At 70.5% G+C, this 14,752-nt stretch carries 12 protein-coding genes, 2 tRNA genes and 1 pseudogene; 6 read left to right on the top strand and 9 right to left on the bottom strand.

Annotated features, from left to right (window positions below):
• Window positions 1–210 precede the first annotated feature (210 nt).
• Window positions 211–1,302: a YlbL family protein gene (locus KJK29_RS11590; RefSeq protein ID WP_215118627.1), complete on the top strand. Its 1,092-nt coding sequence runs from the start codon at window positions 211–213 to the stop codon at window positions 1,300–1,302.
• 122 nt (window positions 1,303–1,424) lie between these two features.
• On the opposite strand, the gene KJK29_RS11585 is transcribed toward KJK29_RS11590, so the two are convergent.
• Window positions 1,425–1,970: a PPA1309 family protein gene (locus tag KJK29_RS11585; RefSeq protein ID WP_215118626.1), complete on the bottom strand. Its 546-nt coding sequence runs from the start codon at window positions 1,968–1,970 to the stop codon at window positions 1,425–1,427.
• Between the two features lie 164 nt (window positions 1,971–2,134).
• On the opposite strand from KJK29_RS11585, the gene KJK29_RS11580 reads away from it, so the two are divergent.
• The 4 genes from KJK29_RS11580 (at window position 2,135) to KJK29_RS11565 (ending at window position 7,454) form a co-directional block, all read left to right on the top strand.
• Window positions 2,135–5,083: a UPF0182 family membrane protein gene (locus tag KJK29_RS11580; protein WP_215124236.1), complete on the top strand. Its 2,949-nt coding sequence runs from the start codon at window positions 2,135–2,137 to the stop codon at window positions 5,081–5,083.
• Window positions 5,084–5,140: 57 nt separating this feature from the next.
• Window positions 5,141–5,214 (top strand) — tRNA-Met (locus tag KJK29_RS11575).
• A gap of 234 nt (window positions 5,215–5,448) precedes the next feature.
• Entirely contained in the window at window positions 5,449–7,269 is a 1,821-nt protein-coding gene (locus tag KJK29_RS11570) for a tetratricopeptide repeat protein (RefSeq protein WP_215118625.1), read from the top strand.
• A 111-nt stretch (window positions 7,270–7,380) separates the two neighbouring features.
• Window positions 7,381–7,454 (top strand) — tRNA-Met (locus KJK29_RS11565).
• A gap of 65 nt (window positions 7,455–7,519) precedes the next feature.
• Here KJK29_RS11565 and KJK29_RS11560 read toward each other — a convergent pair.
• The 6 genes and pseudogenes from KJK29_RS11560 to hisN all read right to left on the bottom strand — a co-directional run bounded on the left by KJK29_RS11560 (window position 7,520) and on the right by hisN (window position 12,332).
• Entirely contained in the window at window positions 7,520–8,665 is a 1,146-nt protein-coding gene (locus KJK29_RS11560; RefSeq protein ID WP_215118624.1) for an ABC transporter substrate-binding protein, read from the bottom strand.
• Window positions 8,662–9,524 (bottom strand): annotated as a pseudogene (locus tag KJK29_RS11555) (ABC transporter permease). Before KJK29_RS11555 ends, KJK29_RS11560 begins: the two are co-directional and overlap by 4 nt.
• On the bottom strand, window positions 9,521–10,288 hold the full coding sequence (locus KJK29_RS11550) for an ABC transporter ATP-binding protein (RefSeq protein ID WP_215118623.1): 768 nt from the start codon (window positions 10,286–10,288) through the stop codon (window positions 9,521–9,523). Before KJK29_RS11550 ends, KJK29_RS11555 begins: the two are co-directional and overlap by 4 nt.
• Before the next feature lie 143 nt (window positions 10,289–10,431).
• On the bottom strand, window positions 10,432–10,848 hold the full coding sequence (locus KJK29_RS11545) for a Fur family transcriptional regulator (RefSeq protein WP_215118622.1): 417 nt from the start codon (window positions 10,846–10,848) through the stop codon (window positions 10,432–10,434).
• Between the two features lie 146 nt (window positions 10,849–10,994).
• Window positions 10,995–11,387 carry a CBS domain-containing protein gene (locus tag KJK29_RS11540; protein WP_215118621.1) on the bottom strand — a complete coding sequence of 131 codons (393 nt, stop codon included), beginning with the start codon at window positions 11,385–11,387 and terminating at the stop codon, window positions 10,995–10,997.
• A gap of 144 nt (window positions 11,388–11,531) precedes the next feature.
• Window positions 11,532–12,332, bottom strand: a complete 801-nt coding sequence (gene hisN / locus KJK29_RS11535; RefSeq protein WP_215118620.1) for a histidinol-phosphatase — start codon at window positions 12,330–12,332, stop codon at window positions 11,532–11,534.
• Between the two features lie 348 nt (window positions 12,333–12,680).
• On the opposite strand from hisN, the gene KJK29_RS11530 reads away from it, so the two are divergent.
• Window positions 12,681–13,289, top strand: a complete 609-nt coding sequence (locus KJK29_RS11530) for a TetR/AcrR family transcriptional regulator (RefSeq protein ID WP_215118619.1) — start codon at window positions 12,681–12,683, stop codon at window positions 13,287–13,289.
• Between the two features lie 7 nt (window positions 13,290–13,296).
• On the opposite strand, the gene KJK29_RS11525 is transcribed toward KJK29_RS11530, so the two are convergent.
• Both KJK29_RS11525 and rsgA read right to left on the bottom strand, forming a co-directional pair.
• The gene (locus KJK29_RS11525; protein ID WP_193481056.1) at window positions 13,297–13,620 is read right to left on the bottom strand and encodes a DMT family transporter; all 324 of its coding nucleotides are present in this window, start codon (window positions 13,618–13,620) and stop codon (window positions 13,297–13,299) included.
• Between the two features lie 106 nt (window positions 13,621–13,726).
• On the bottom strand, window positions 13,727–14,737 hold the full coding sequence (gene rsgA / locus KJK29_RS11520; protein WP_215118618.1) for a ribosome small subunit-dependent GTPase A: 1,011 nt from the start codon (window positions 14,735–14,737) through the stop codon (window positions 13,727–13,729).
• Between the last annotated feature and the right edge of the window lie 15 nt (window positions 14,738–14,752).

Here is a 14,752-nt window from a genome sequence, read left to right as displayed (position 1 = left end):
CTGGGGCAGTTGGGCCAACAGGACTCGCAAGTCCCGCGGCGACGGCCCGGAGCTCACCGGATATGCCCGCTTTCGCGAGGCCATGGAGAAGCCCGGGCCGGGTAGCTGAAGGCCAAGGAACAGCAGGTCACAGACGGTATGGACCGCAGGGCCGCCCCGGACGGGCGGCCCTGACGGTGCGCTGACAGGCCCGTCCCGTACTGTCGAGTCATGCCACGCCGCACCGCGACGATGCTCGCCTCCACCCTGATGCTGATCGCGCTCCTGTGCGCGGGAGTGTTCATCCGCGTCCCGTACGCGGAGATGTCCCCGGGGCCGACGGTGAACACACTTGGCGATCATGACGGCGAGCCGGTGCTGCAGATCTCCGGGCGCAAGACCTACGCGGCCGATGGCCACCTGAACATGACCACGGTCCGGGTCACGAGCGCCGATTACCGGATGAACCTGGTCGAAGCGGTCTACGGCTGGCTCGCGCACGACAACAAGGTCGTGCCGCGCGAGACGCTCTACCCGGACGGCAAGACCGAGGAGCAGTCGACCCAGGAGAACGCCGAGGAGTTCAGCCAGTCCCAGGAGAGCGCCAAGGTCGCCGCCCTGAAGGAACTCGACATTCCGGTGAAGTCGTGGGTGATCGTCTCGACGGTCGTCAAGGGATCCCCGGCCGAGGGCAAGCTGCACGCCGGCGATGTGATCAAGGCCGTCGACGGTACGACGGTCAAGGAGCCGGCCGACGTGGCGAAGCTCGTCACCCGGCACAAGCCGGGCCAGGACGTCCGCTTCACGATCGTGCCGGCCAAGGAGCAGGCCGCCGCGGAGAAGGAGAAGCGGACGCCGACGAAGACGCAGGACATCACCATCACCACGACGACCTCGGACGACGGCGGCGAGAAGCGCGCCATCGTGGGGATCTCCGCGGGGACCGACCACACGTTCCCGTTCACCGTCGACATCAAGCTGGCCGACGTCGGCGGGCCGAGCGCCGGGCTGATGTTCGCGCTCGGCATCTACGACAAGCTCACGCCGGGCGATCTGACCGGGGGCAAGTTCGTGGCCGGCACCGGCACCATCGACGACACCGGCAAGGTCGGCCCGATCGGCGGCATCGAGATGAAGACCGTCGGCGCCCGGGCCAAGGGCGCGCAGTACTTCCTGACGCCCGCCGACAACTGCGCCGCCGCCGTCAAGGACACCCCGGAGGGCCTCACCCTCATCAAGGTGGACACCATCCAGGACGCCCTCGGCGCCCTCAAGGACCTCCGCAGCGGCGACACCGCGGACCTGCCGAAGTGCGGCAAGTAGTCCGCGGGGCCGAGGACAGGTCGGCGCAAGGCGAACGGCGCGGCTGAGGGGGCCTGCGGGACCGGTGGGGCCCGAGGGTCCCAAGGGACCGGCGGGCCCCCTCACACCGCCGTGCTCCCGCTCTACTCCTCCTCGAACGTCGCCGACAGCGCCTCCGCCAGGCCCGGGACCAGGTCGGACCCGGTGAGGACCTCCGTGGCGGAGTCCTTCTCACGCAGGCGCAGGGCGGACTCGCGGGCGCCGTCGCGCAGGACCGCGACCGTCATCCGGACCTCCTGACGGTCCGGGTGGTCCGCCACCCACTTCGTCAGCGCGGCCTCGCTCAGACCCTTCGGAACCTGGGCCTCCGCGGACGGCGGCAGCATCAGTCGTTCCACGGCGAGGGCGCAGCCGACCACCGCGTCGGGCCAGGCGATGGTGGCGAGGAACTCGTCGAGCGGCTTGCCCGTTGGCACCTCGTCCTGCTCGATCGGGGTGAGGCCGGGGTTCTCGGACTCCTCCCCGAGACCGAGCCGGTCGGCGAGCGAGGGCTGTTCGGCCCGCAGTCGTGCGGTGTCGACGAGGGCGAAAAGGCGGGCGGGCTGGTCCCAGCCGAGGCCGGAGACGTACTCGTCGATCTCGAGAACGGCCCGGGTGAGCGGGTTCGCAGCCATGGGAGTGTTGGACATGGTCACAATCCTGCCTCGTTCCTGGCCGGAATCGGGAACCGAGTAAACGGTGAGTAAGTTGCATAGGTGGGGGCCCACGATCACCGGGGGCCACGCACGGTCCGTGAAGACGCGGGCCTGACGGATCAACAGCGAACTTCGAGGTGCGCACCTTGGCTTTCCAGATGCCGGACCGCGGCGGAGGCCCGACAGGGCCGCGGATGAGAGTGGGCCGCCCGTCCCGGCGTGTCCGCACCCTGCTCATGACGCTGGGCGTCCTGGCCGTCCTCGGCATGGCGTTCACCATGTTCGCGGGCTTTTGGACGGACTGGCTCTGGTACCGGTCGGTGAACTACTCGTCGGTCTTCACCACGACCCTGTGGACCAAGATCGGACTCTTCTTCGTCTTCGGCCTGCTCATGGCAGTCGCCGTCGGCGTCAACATCTGGCTGGCGCACCGGCTGCGGCCACCGCTGAGCGCCATGTCGATGGAGCAGCAGAACCTCGACCGCTACCGGATGGGCATCGCGCCCTACAAGAAGTGGCTGCTGTTCGGGATCACCGCCCTGGTGGGCCTGATCGCCGGAGCCTCGGCGTCCGGCCAGTGGCGGACCTGGCTGATGTGGGTCAACGGCGTGCCGTTCGGCGAGAAGGACCCGCAGTTCAAGCTGGACGTCTCGTTCTACGCCTTCGACCTGCCCTGGTACCGGTTCCTGCTCGGCTTCGGCTTCGCCGCCGCGATCCTGTCCGTGATCGCCGCGGCGCTCACGCACTACCTGTACGGCGGCCTGCGCGTCACCAGCCCGGGCGCGCGCGCCACGGCGGCGGCCACCGGGCACCTGTCGGTGCTCATCGGCGTCTTCGTGGCCCTGAAGGCGGTCGCGTACTGGCTCGACCGGTACGGACTCGCGGTCAAGTCCAGCGACTTCAGAGCGACCGACAACTGGACGGGCCTGAGGTACGTCGACGCCAACGCCTACCTGCCGGCCAAGACGATTCTGTTCTGCATCGCCGTCATCTGCGCGCTGCTGTTCTTCGCCACTCTGTGGCGGCGCACCTGGCAGCTGCCCGTGATCGGCTTCGGCCTGATGGTGCTCTCCGCGATCCTCATCGGCGGCCTGTACCCGGCGATCGTGCAGAAGTTCCAGGTCCAGCCGAACGAGCAGGCCAAGGAAGCGCCGTACGTCGAGAAGAACCTCGACGCGACGCGCAAGGCCTACGGCATCGACGGCACCAAGGTCACCGACTACACGGGTACCAGCAAGACGGAGGACAAGACCAAGCTCCGCGATGACGTCGACTCCACGGCGAGCATCCGGATCATGGACCCGAACATCGTCTCGCCGACGTTCCAGCAGCTCCAGCAGATCAGGAACTACTACGCGTTCCCGAACAACCTGGACGTGGACCGCTACCCCAAGGACGGCAAGGACCAGGACACGGTGATCGGCCTGCGTGAGCTGAACCTCGCGGGCATCCCGAAGAAGAACTGGATCAACAACCACTTCCGCTACACCCACGGGTACGGAGCGGTGGCCGCCGAGGGCACCAGCGCCGACGCCCAGGGCCGTCCCAACTTCACGGAGTCCGACCTGCCCTCCAAGGGCGATCTCGGCTCCTACGAGCAGCGGATCTACTACGGCGAGAAGACCACCACGTACTCGATCGTCGGCGGTCCCCAGAAGGAGATCGACTACTCCGACGACAACGGCGAGAAGACCACCAGCTACAAGGGCGACAGCGGGGTCAACCTCTCCAACCCGGTCAACCGGGCCGCCTACGCGGTGGCGTTCGGCGAACCGCAGATCCTCTACTCGGGCGCCATCGGCGAGGGTTCGCGGGTCCTGTACAACCGCACGCCCAAGGAGCGCGTCGAGGCGGTCGCTCCCTGGCTGACCATCGACGGCGACGCCTACCCGGCGGTCGTGAACGGCCGTATCCAGTGGATCGTCGACGCGTACACGACGACGAACGGCTACCCGTACTCCTCGCGTACGACCCTCGGTGACACCACGGCCGACTCGCTGACCGCCACCAACGACAACCGCGCGGTGGTGGCCCAGCAGAACCAGGTCAACTACATCCGCAACTCGGTGAAGGCGACCGTCGACGCGTACACCGGCGAGGTCAAGCTCTTCCAGTGGGACACCAAGGACCCGGTCCTGAAGACCTGGATGAAGGCATTCCCGGACACGGTGAAGCCCAAGAGCGAGATCTCCAAGCCGCTGATGGACCATCTGCGCTATCCCCAGGACCTGTTCAAGGTCCAGCGGGAGCTGCTCACGCGCTACCACGTGAAGGACGCGACGACGTTCCTCAGTGGCAGCGAGGTGTGGCAGGTGCCGGACGACCCGACGAACCGGTCGGGCAGCGCGGTGCCGCCGTACTACCTGAGCATGAAGATGCCCGACCAGAAGGCACAGGCGTTCTCGCTTACGACGACCCTCACGCCCAACGGCCGGGACAACCTCAGTGCGTTCATGGCTGTCGACGCCGAGGCGGGCACCAGCGACTACGGCAAGATCAGAATCCTGAAACTGCCGACGAACACCACGGTCAACGGACCCAAGCAGGTCCAGAGCCAGTTCAACTCGCAAGAGGACATCGCCGAGTCCATCAGGCTCCTGAGAGGCGGTGACTCCGAGGTCGAGTACGGCAACCTGCTGACGGTGCCCCTCGACGGAGGACTGCTGTACGTGGAGCCGGTCTACGTCCGCGGTGGCGGACTGAAGTACCCGCTGCTGCGCAAGGTGCTGGTCACCTACGGAGGCCAGACGGCCTTCGAGAACACGCTCGACGAAGCCCTCAACAAGATCTTCGGGGCGGAGGGCGCGACGCCGGAGCCACCGGACGACGGCGATACGACACCACCGCCGACGGCCGAGGACCCGACGGTCCAGCAGGCCCTGGAAGACGCCCAGAAGGCGTTCACCGAGGGCCAGGACGCCCTGAAGGAGAACGACTGGGAGGCGTACGGCAAGGCGCAGAAGGACCTGGAGGACGCGCTGCAGCGCGCCGAGGAGGCACAGGCCGAGGCGGACAAGGCCGGCGGCGCCGGGGGCGGCGAGAGCACGCCCAGCGGCAGCCCCAGCGCGAGCCCGAGCGGCAGTCCGAGTCCGAAGCCGAGCAGTTAGGCCTCCGGCCTGGTCAAATGCTCCACCCGCGCCGTGATACGGTTGTGAACACAACGGCGCGGGGTGGAGCAGCTCGGTAGCTCGCTGGGCTCATAACCCAGAGGTCGCAGGTTCAAATCCTGTCCCCGCTACTGAAATCGCGAAGTCCGAGTGACGGAGCGACATCGAAGGCCCGGATTCCACACAGGAATCCGGGCCTTCGTGATGTGTGAACGCATGTGCTGGTGCGGGCTGCGGCCGTGCCGCCGGGGGGAGTTGGGAAAACTGTGTTTGACTTGTCTCTCTGTGGGCATGTCGACAAAACGCTGTAGTGACCTCAATGGCTGCGGTATACCAGGTGTACCCAGGTTGCAGGTGGTGCGACGATGGACGTTATGGGGGACAAGGCAACTCTGTTCGAGACAGGGCGTTTTGTGCAGCCTTCCAGCCGGGAGGACACCGACACCCCGGACGAGACCGGGGAAATCGCCGATGAGGCGGCCGAGGAGCTGCGTCAGCGGCTCGCCGCGGAGACCGGCGACGTAGAGGCGATGAGTGTCCTCGGGGCCATGCTGCTGCGCCGTGGTGATCTCGACGGTGCCGAACCCCATCTGCGTGCCGCGACCGCCGCGGGCGACCGGGCCGCGGCCAACAATCTGGGAGTCCTGCTCCACCAGCGGGGATACGCCGACGAGGCCGCCGGATGGTGGCGGATCGCCGCCGTCGCCGGATCCACGGCGGCCGCGCACGCCCTCGGCCGGCACCACCGCGAGCGCGGCGACGAACCCGCTGCCGAGTACTGGCTGCGCCAGTCCGCGGAACAGGGCCACACCCTGGGCGCGTACGCCCTCGCGGACCTGCTGGAGCACCGCGGGGACCCCGGGGCCGAGCACTGGATGCGGGCCGCGGCCGAGCGGGGGCACCGGGAGGCGGCGTACCGGCTGGCGCGTGCGCTGGACCGCAAGGCGGCGCGGGACGCCGACGACGACGGCGCGTCCGTGCCGGACGAGGCCGAGCAGTGGTACCGGCAGGCCGCCGCGCGCGGGCACCGGCGTGCCGCGCTGCACCTCGGGACGATCCTGGAGAGGCGCGGCGAGCTCAAGGAGGCCGGGCGCTGGTACCTGACGTCCGCCAAGGACGGCGAGGCGCGGGCCGCCTGCGCGCTCGGCTTCCTGCTGCGCGACGCGGGAGACACCGAGAACGCCGCCGTGTGGTGGCTGCGGGCCGCTCAGGACGGCGACGGCAACGCGGCCAACGCGCTGGGCGCGCTGCACGCCGAGCGGGGCGAGACCCAGACCGCCGAGCGGTGGTACCGGGCCGCGATGGACGCGGGCGACGTCAACGGCGCGTACAACCTCGGGCTGCTCTGCGTCGAGCAGGGACGCACCCCGCACGCCGAGCAGTGGTACCGGCGCGCGGCCTACGCCGGGCATCAGGAGGCCGCGAACGCGCTGGCGATCCTGCTGCTGCGGGCCGGGGACGAGACGGGCGCGGAGCCGTGGTTCTCCAAGGCCGCGGAGGCCGGGAGCGTGGACGCCGCCTTCAACCTGGGCATCCTCCACGCCGGACGGGGCGAGGAGCAGACCGCGCTGCGCTGGTACGAGCGGGCCGCCGCCGCCGGGCACACGGAGGCCGCGCTGCAGGTCGGCATGGCGCTGCTGCGGGACGGCGAGGACCAGGAGGCCGAACGGCATCTGCGGTGTGCGGCCGGGGGCGGGAGCGCCGAGGCCGCGTACCGGCTGGCGACCGTGCTCGACGCGCGCCGGCCGCCGGAGCCGGCGCACGAGCTCGGGGAGCCGGTGCACCAGCGGAGCGAGTGCGAGGAGTGGTACGAGCGGGCTGCCTCGCAGGGGCACCGGCGGGCGCAGGTGCGGGTCGGTATGCACGCCGCGGCCCGGGGGGACGTCGTCGAGGCGGCTCGCTGGTACCGGGAGGCGGCCGAGGCCGGGTCCCGCAACGGTGCGTTCAATCTGGGGCTGCTGCTGGCCCGGGAGGGCAGCGAGCCCGAGGCGGCGGTGTGGTGGACGCGCGCGGCCGACGCGGGGCACGGGCGGGCGGCGTTGCGGCTGGCCCTGGTCTACGCGCGTCGGGGAGAGCTGGCCGAGGGGCAGCGCTGGGCCGACCGCGCGGTGTCTCTCGGGCCCGAGTCCGTGGCGGAGCGGGCGGCTCGGCTGCGGGACGCGTTGCGGCAGGAGCTGTCGGCGTAGAACCGGTCCGGGCCGCGAGGTGCGCGGCCCGGCTGCCGCACCCTCCGCAAGGCCTCGCCGTTAAGCGATTTGCATCCGGCCTCCGCGTTCACGTAACGTTGCATTCAACGACGCGGGGTGGAGCAGCTCGGTAGCTCGCTGGGCTCATAACCCAGAGGTCGCAGGTTCAAATCCTGTCCCCGCTACTGAAGGCCGAGGGCCGGAACCCGAAAGGGTTCCGGCCCTCGGTGTTTTGCCCAGGGGCAGGTGCTCAGGGGCGGTGGCCCACGGCCTCCGCGTAGAGGGAACGGTTCACGGTCCGGGACTCGGGGAGCGTGTCGGCTTCTGCCACGCCCTGGGCCCGGTAGGCCGCCTGGAGACGGGCCGTCGTGCCGGTGCGGATCTCCCAGTCCATACGGAGGGACGGGGTGGAGCGGAGGATCGCCTCGTCCGTCTTCAGGAGCTTCGCCAGGTAGGTGACGTACCTCTCGTTCTGTTTGTATTCGGCCGCGAAGTACGTGTTCACCGTGCGGATGTACGCCCGCAGCAGGGCCACCCCCGCGTCCACGTCGTCGTCCAGCAGGCTCGGGCCGTAGAGCATGCCGCCCAGCGGCTCGCCGGGCGGCTGGCCGCCCAGGAAGGCGTAGCCCGGCTCGCCGTCGACCCGGCGCCAGACCGGGTCCAGCAGCCACGCGGAGTCGACGCCGCCGTTCTGCAGGGCCGTGAGGACATCGGCCGAGCCCAGCTGCTGGTAGCGGATCCGGTCGAGGCCGCCGCCGTGCTGCTCCAGGGCCTGTTCCATGGGGTAGGCGATCACCGAGCCCTTGCCGATCATCGTGCCGAGTGTCCGGTCGGCCATCCGGACGGCGGCCGGCGTCTCGCCGTCCTTGAGCCGGACCCACAGGCCGCTCTTGGACTTCGGGTCCGGGGAGAAGTTCCCCGCGACCCAGCGGATGACGAAGCCGCCGCGGATACCGTTCATGACCGCCGCCTCCGGGGCCGCCCAGAGGGCGTCGACCTCGCCCTTGGCCAGCAACGGGAGGGCCTCGGGCGTCGGCAGCACCTTCAGCGTGACGTCCAGGCCCTCCTTGTCGAACTCGCCCTTGTCGAGGGCGACCCGCAGCGGTGCCACGTACTCGGCGCTCAGCGTGCCCGTCGCGATCGTCAGCTTCCGGGGCTCGGCGAGCCGCTGCGGGGCCGGGGCGCCCGGTCGGCAGCGGGCCGGGGCGCGATCGGGGGAGCGGTCGGCGGGGTCCGTCCAGGACGCGGCGCCGCAGCCCTGGACCGGGCGGACCGTGCGCGTCGCCGTGTCGGCCTTCGGCTGCCCCGAGGACGGCCCCGAGGAGGGCGACGAGCAGGCCGCCGAGGCCAGCAGCGCGCCCGCGAGCAGGGCGAGGCCGTACGTACGTGCCCTCATGCCTGCCCCCGTCCCCGGTCGCGCGGTGCCCAGGGGGTGAGCAACCGGCCGGCGAAGCGGACCAGTTCGGAGAAGAGCACGCCCAGGACGGCGACGCAGACGATGCCGACGAACATCACGTCGTTCTGGAAGAGGGCGCGGGAGTCGAAGATCAGATGCCCCAGGCCGTCGGTCGCGGCGATCTGCTCGGAGGCGACGATCACCAGGACCGCCACGCCCGCCGCGATCCGCGCGCCGACCAGGACGGCGGGCAGGGAGGCCGGGAGCAGGACATGGCGGAACATCTGCCACGGGGAGGCCCCGAAGACCCGGCCCGCGTCCCGGTGCCCGTCGGGGACGGCCATGACCGCGGACATCGTGGAGATCCAGACGAAGAAGAAGACCGTGGCCGCCACCAGGGCCACCTGCGGCCCTCGCCCAGGCCGAACATGTTCAGGAAGACGGGCAGCAGGGCCAGCTTCGGTACGACGTACAGGGCGTCCAGGAGGGGTTCCAGGGCGGCCCGTACCAGGGACAGCGAACCCATCAGCAGGCCCAGCAGGTATCCGGCCGCCGTACCGACGGCGTACCCGGCCAGGACGCGCTTGAGTGTCGCCCACACGTCCGGCCACAGATCACCGGCGGCGGCCCGGTCCCAGCCGTCGGCGAGGATCGTGGACGGTGCCGGGTAGACGCGCTCGTCGATCCAGCCCCGGACGGCCGCGAGCTGCCAGAGCAGCACCAGGAGGAGGGGGACGGCGGCCGCGAGGGACAGTTCGAGGGCGCGGCGGCGGCGATGGGTGCGTACGGGGTGCATCTCGTGCGGGCCGGGGCGGCGGACCAGGGCCGGGCCTCGTGTCCCGGGGGCGACGGTGGTCATGCGGGCACCGCCTCCTTCCGCAGCAGATCCCACAGCTCGCTCTTCAGCGCGGTGAACTCGGGGGTGGCGCGGACGTCGCCGGTGCGAGGGCGCGGGAAGGGCGGGCGGTGTGCGGCGATGATCCGGCCGGGGCGGGCGGACATCACCAGCACGCGGTCGCCGAGGACGATCGCCTCCTCCAGGCTGTGCGTGATGAAGAGGGTCGTCGTGCGCAGGGCCTGGGTGATCTCCAGCAGTTCGTCCTGGAGGATCGTGCGGAGCTGGGCGTCGAGGGCGGCGAACGGTTCGTCCATCAGCAGCAGTTCGGGTTCGACGGCGAGGGCGCGGGCGATGGCGACCCGCTGGCGCATACCGCCCGAGAGGGTCGCCGGATAGGCCTGCGCGAAGTCGGCGAGGCCCATGCGGGCCAGCCACTCTAAGGCGCGGGCGTTCGCCTCCCGGCGCGGGACGCCCTGCACATCGAGGCCGAAGCGGACGTTGGCCTGGACGGTCTTCCAGTCGTAGATGCCGTAGTCCTGGAAGATCATGGCGGCCGGGCGTGCGCTGGAGGTGCGGATCTCCAGCGTGCCGGTGCTGGGGCGGAGCAGGCCGGCGGCGATGCGCAGCAAGGTGGACTTGCCGCAGCCCGAGGGGCCTACGAGGCAGAGGAACTCGCCGGGAGCGACAGTCAGGTCGAGGGGGCCGAGGGCGTCGACCGCGCGGGGGCCCCGGCCGAAGGTGCGCGTCAGGTCATGGGCGGTGAGTTTTGGATACGGCTCTCCCACTTCGGTCTCCTCGCGGAGTGCGGAACGGACTGGTGGGTGCCGTTGACCATATGACGACCCGTCAGATACGGGAAGTGCGCAGACACGGACAAGCCCCGGCGTCCATCGATGCCGGGGCTTGTCGCGAAGAGAAGGGGGGGCGGCTAGGCGGCCGCGCAGTTCGGGCAGACGCCGCGGTACGTCACCTCGACGTCCGAGACCGTGAAACCGAAGCGCTCCGAGTCGGGGAGGTCCGCCAGCGGGTTGCCGATCGGGTGGACGTCCCGGATCGCGCCGCACTGCGCGCAGACCAGGTGGTGATGCGGCTGGTGGGCGTTCGGGTCGTACCGCTTGGCGCGCTGGTCGGTGGAGACCTCCAGCACCTCGCCGAGGGTCACGAGCTCACCGAGTGTGTTGTAGACGGTCGCCCGGGAGATCTCGGGCAGCTTGGCGACGGCCCGGGAGTGGACCTCGTCGGCCGTCAGATGGACGTGTTCGCCGTCGAGGACCTCGGCCACGACACGCCGCTGCGCGGTCATCCGCCATCCGCGTCCGCGCAGCCGTTCCAGAAGGTCACTCATGGCGACCAGCCTAACAGCAAAACGGACCAGGTCCCGAACAGGTGTGAGTTTAGAATCTATCCGGTTTTAGATGGTGTCTATGGGGATGGCGGGGGTGAGTGTGGGCGGGCCGGGCCCTCGGGGGAGGGGCCGGCCCGGTCGTGCGGTCAGGCGGGTACCTGCTGGCGGGCCGGTACCCAGCAGCGGATGATGTCGCGGACCGAGACGATGCCGGCGGGTTCGTCGTCGTCCAGCACGATGAGATGGCGGAAGCCGCCGTGGGTCATGGCTCGTGCCGCCTCCTCCAGGGTCCAGGACGGAGCCGCGAACACGACGTCGGTGGTGGTGTGGGCGTGGGCGCGTTCCGTGTCCGGGTCCTGGCCCAGGCCCACGGAGTTGAGGATGTCGCGTTCGGTGAGGATGCCGATGCCGCCGGCGTCGGGGTCGTGGACCACGGCCGCCCCGACCCGGCGCGCGGACATCAGTGCGGCGGCCTGTCGAAGGGTGTGGGTCGGGCCGATGGTGAGGACGACGGTGCTCATGGCGTCACGGACGAGCATGGATCGAGCCACCTCCTGGGAGTGCCCCCGCCGTTTGGTCCGCCGTTTGTTCAGCGTTTCACAAGTTCACAAGTTGGGGGGACTCTCAGGGTGGCAGGTAAAGGGAGGGTCAACAAGGGGGCGCTCGGTAACAGCGGGGCGCGCTCAGTAGCGCTGGTTGAGATATCCGAGCAACTCGTCGTGCAGCAGGCCGTTCGACGCGGCCGCGTTGCCGCTGTGCGGGCCCGGGCGGGCGTCGAGGCCCGTGAAGGTGCCGCCGGCCTCGGTGACGATGATCGCGGTGGCGGCCATGTCCCACAGGGACAGCTCGGGCTCGGCGCACATGTCGATGGAGCCCTCGGCGACCATCATGTACGGCCAGAAGTCGCCGTACGCGCGCGTGCGCCACACCTCTCGGGTGAGGTCCAGGAAGCCGTCCAGACGGCCCTGCGCCTCCCAGCCGCTGAGTGACGAGTACGCGAAGGAGGCGTCGGCGAGCTTGTTGACGCGGGAGACGTCCAGGCGGGAGGCCTTGGTGAGGCTGCGGCCGGTGAAGGCGCCGTGGCCCTTCGCGGCCCACCAGCGGCGGCCCAGGGCGGGGGCGGAGACGACGCCGACGACGGGCTGGAAACCGCCCTCGCCGGCCTCCATCAGGGAGATGAGGGTGGCCCAGACGGGGACGCCGCGTACGTAGTTCTTGGTGCCGTCGATCGGGTCGATGACCCAGCGGCGGGGGCCGGTGCCCTCGACGCCGTACTCCTCGCCGAGGACCGCGTCCCGGGGGCGGGCGCGCTGGAGTTGGCCGCGGATGAGTTCTTCCGCGGCCTTGTCCGCTTCGCTCACCGGCGTCATGTCCGGTTTGGTCTCCACCTTGAGGTCGAGGGCCTTGAACCGGTCCGTCGTCGCGGCGTCGGCGGCGTCGGCGAGGACGTGGGCGAGACGCAGGTCGTCGAGGTAGTCGGGCATGCGACGAACCTATCTGCCGAGGTGGGGGTGGGGCTACAGGGGGTTTGTGCCGGGGTGTGGGGGCGTTGTGGTTGCCGGGGGTGCTCGGCGTGGCACATGGGGCGTGTGTGTCCTGGTGGCTTCGGGGTGCTCGGCGTGGGGGCTCGGGGCGGGTGGGTGCGCAACCCGGCGCGACGGGGTGCCGTCTGCGCCCACCCGTGCCGCCCCTAGCGGTACGCATGCCCGCAGTCAGAGAGACGCACCGCGCAGGTCGGCTCAAAGGCGACCCCGCATGCCTTCGTGAACCCTTGACAGTGGGTGCGGGCGCGTCAAATCTGGGCGCAGAGCCGCTGGCCCCCAGGGGAGGCAATGATGCCTGCAGCGCGGGAATCTCTGTTGGACGCCGCCTACGCGGCGCTGGCGCGCCGGGCGTGGTCCGGGGTGCGGATGGTGGACGTGGCCGTGGCGGCCGGAGTGTCCCGGCAGACGCTGTACAACGAGTTCGGCAGCAAGGACGGCCTCGCCCGGGCGCTCGTGAGGAGAGAGGCCGACGGCTACCTCGCCGGTGTGGACCGCGCGCTCACCGGCCACAGCGACCTGCGCGACCGGCTCACCGCCACCGCCGAGTGGACCACGTCGGCGGCTCGCGAAAACGCCCTGGTCCGCGCCATGCTCACCGGCTGCTGGAGCGAACGGCTGCCCTCGCCGCCCCTCTCGGCCGTGCCCTCCACCTCCGCCGTACCGGCACAGCGCCGCGCCGACGGCCCGCTGCCCTCACCCGGCGACCTCGTCACCCTCATCCGCGACCGGGCCGTCACCGTCCTGTCCGCACCCGGCACGCCCAAGTCCGACACCGCCGACCTGGCCCGCTCCTGCGAACTCGCCGTCCGGCTCGCCCTGTCCTGCGTGGCCGCGCCGCCCGGCGAGGGCGGCGTCACCGACCTGGTCCGCAGCGCCCTGCACCGGCAGTCCGGGTGACAGGGCGTCAGTGCGCCGAGCCCGACAACTGCAGCCCGATCACGCCGACGATGACGAGACTGATCGACACCAGCTTCAGCGTCGACACCAGGTCGCCCAGGAACACCATGCCGTAGATCGCCGTCCCCGCCGCCCCGATGCCGGTCCACACCGCGTACGCGGGACCCACGTCGAGCCTTCTCAGCGCCAGGGTCAGCAGCCCGAAACTGCCGAGGGCGAAAACGCAGAACGCCACCGTCGGCCAGAGCCGGGTGAAGCCGTGCGACAGCTTCAGACACACGGCGAAGCCGGTCTCCAGCAATCCGGCCACGATGACCAGCAGCCACGCCATGAGCCGTTCCTCCCGTGTGCCACGCTAAGTGACCGCTTGCATTCGGCTTGGTGCGATGAGTGATTATGCACTTACCGTCCGCCCGCCATGACAAACAACGCTGAGGTCAGTCGCCTTCCTTCCGCTCCCGCGTGGCCAGCAGCCGCCGCAGCGAGTACAGCCGCGCCGGGTCCGCGTGCCCCTCGGTCACCCACGCGTCCAGCGCGCAGTCCTGTTCGTCGTGGCTGCACGCGCGCGGGCAGCCCTCGGTGCCCGGCTCCAGGTCGGGGAAGGCGTGGATGACCCGGGACGGGTCCACGTGGTGCAGCCCGAAGGACCGCAGGCCAGGGGTGTCGATCACCCAGCCGTCGTTGTCCGACAGCGGCAGTGCCAGCGCCGAGGTGGTGGTGTGCCGGCCTCGGCCCGTCACCGCGTTCACATGCCCGGTCGTACGCCGCCGCTCCTGAGGTACGAGCGCGTTGACCAGGGTCGTCTTGCCGACTCCGGAGTGCCCGACGAACGCGGTGATCTTGCCGTCGAGCTGTTCGCGCACCCGGGCGATGGCGGTGCCGTTCTGCAGTTCCTCGCGGCTGGTGACGACGTAGGGCGTGTCGAGGTCGCCGTACAGCTCCAGGAGCTTGTCGGGCGGGGCGAGGTCCGACTTGGTCAGCACCAGCAGCGGGTCCAGGCCGCCGTCGTAGGCCGCGACCAGACAGCGGTCGATCAGACGGGGGCGGGGTTCCGGGTCGGCCAGGGCGGTGACGATGGCCAGCTGGTCCGCGTTGGCGACGACCACGCGCTCGAACGGATCGTCGTCGTCAGCGGTCCGTCGCAGCACGGAGGTGCGTTCCTCGATGCGGACGATCCGGGCGAGGGTGTCCTTCTTGCCTGACATATCGCCCACGAGCGCCACGCGGTCGCCGACCACGGCGGCCTTGCGGCCCAGCTCGCGGGCCTTCATCGCCATGACCACGCGGTCATCGACGAGGCAGGTGAGGCGGCCCCGGTCGACGGTGAGGACGAGCCCCTCGGCGGCGTCCTCGTGCTTGGGCCTGATGTTCGTCCGGGGCCGGGTGTTCCGGCGCCCGGGACGGGTGCGGATGTCGTCCTCGTCGGTGTGCTTGCCGTAGCGGCGCATGACGTGATCCCCGCG

Origin of the sequence: Streptomyces koelreuteriae (assembly GCF_018604545.1) — a bacterium.
Taxonomy (GTDB): Bacteria; Actinomycetota; Actinomycetes; order Streptomycetales; family Streptomycetaceae; genus Streptomyces; species Streptomyces koelreuteriae.
This window is presented reverse-complemented; position numbering and strand designations above follow the sequence as displayed.

Coding starts and splice junctions, on each gene's coding strand:
- KJK29_RS11585 (WP_215118626.1), bottom strand. CDS start 1,970: ATGTCCAACACTCCCATGGCTGCGAACCCGCTCACCCGGGCCGTTCTC.
- KJK29_RS11540 (WP_215118621.1), bottom strand. CDS start 11,387: ATGCTCGTCCGTGACGCCATGAGCACCGTCGTCCTCACCATCGGCCCG.
- hisN (WP_215118620.1), bottom strand. CDS start 12,332: ATGCCCGACTACCTCGACGACCTGCGTCTCGCCCACGTCCTCGCCGAC.
- KJK29_RS11545 (WP_215118622.1), bottom strand. CDS start 10,848: ATGAGTGACCTTCTGGAACGGCTGCGCGGACGCGGATGGCGGATGACC.
- KJK29_RS11590 (WP_215118627.1), top strand. CDS start 211: ATGCCACGCCGCACCGCGACGATGCTCGCCTCCACCCTGATGCTGATC.
- KJK29_RS11570 (WP_215118625.1), top strand. CDS start 5,449: ATGGACGTTATGGGGGACAAGGCAACTCTGTTCGAGACAGGGCGTTTT.
- rsgA (WP_215118618.1), bottom strand. CDS start 14,737: ATGCGCCGCTACGGCAAGCACACCGACGAGGACGACATCCGCACCCGT.
- KJK29_RS11560 (WP_215118624.1), bottom strand. CDS start 8,665: ATGAGGGCACGTACGTACGGCCTCGCCCTGCTCGCGGGCGCGCTGCTG.
- KJK29_RS11580 (WP_215124236.1), top strand. CDS start 2,135: ATGCCGGACCGCGGCGGAGGCCCGACAGGGCCGCGGATGAGAGTGGGC.
- KJK29_RS11525 (WP_193481056.1), bottom strand. CDS start 13,620: ATGGCGTGGCTGCTGGTCATCGTGGCCGGATTGCTGGAGACCGGCTTC.
- KJK29_RS11530 (WP_215118619.1), top strand. CDS start 12,681: ATGATGCCTGCAGCGCGGGAATCTCTGTTGGACGCCGCCTACGCGGCG.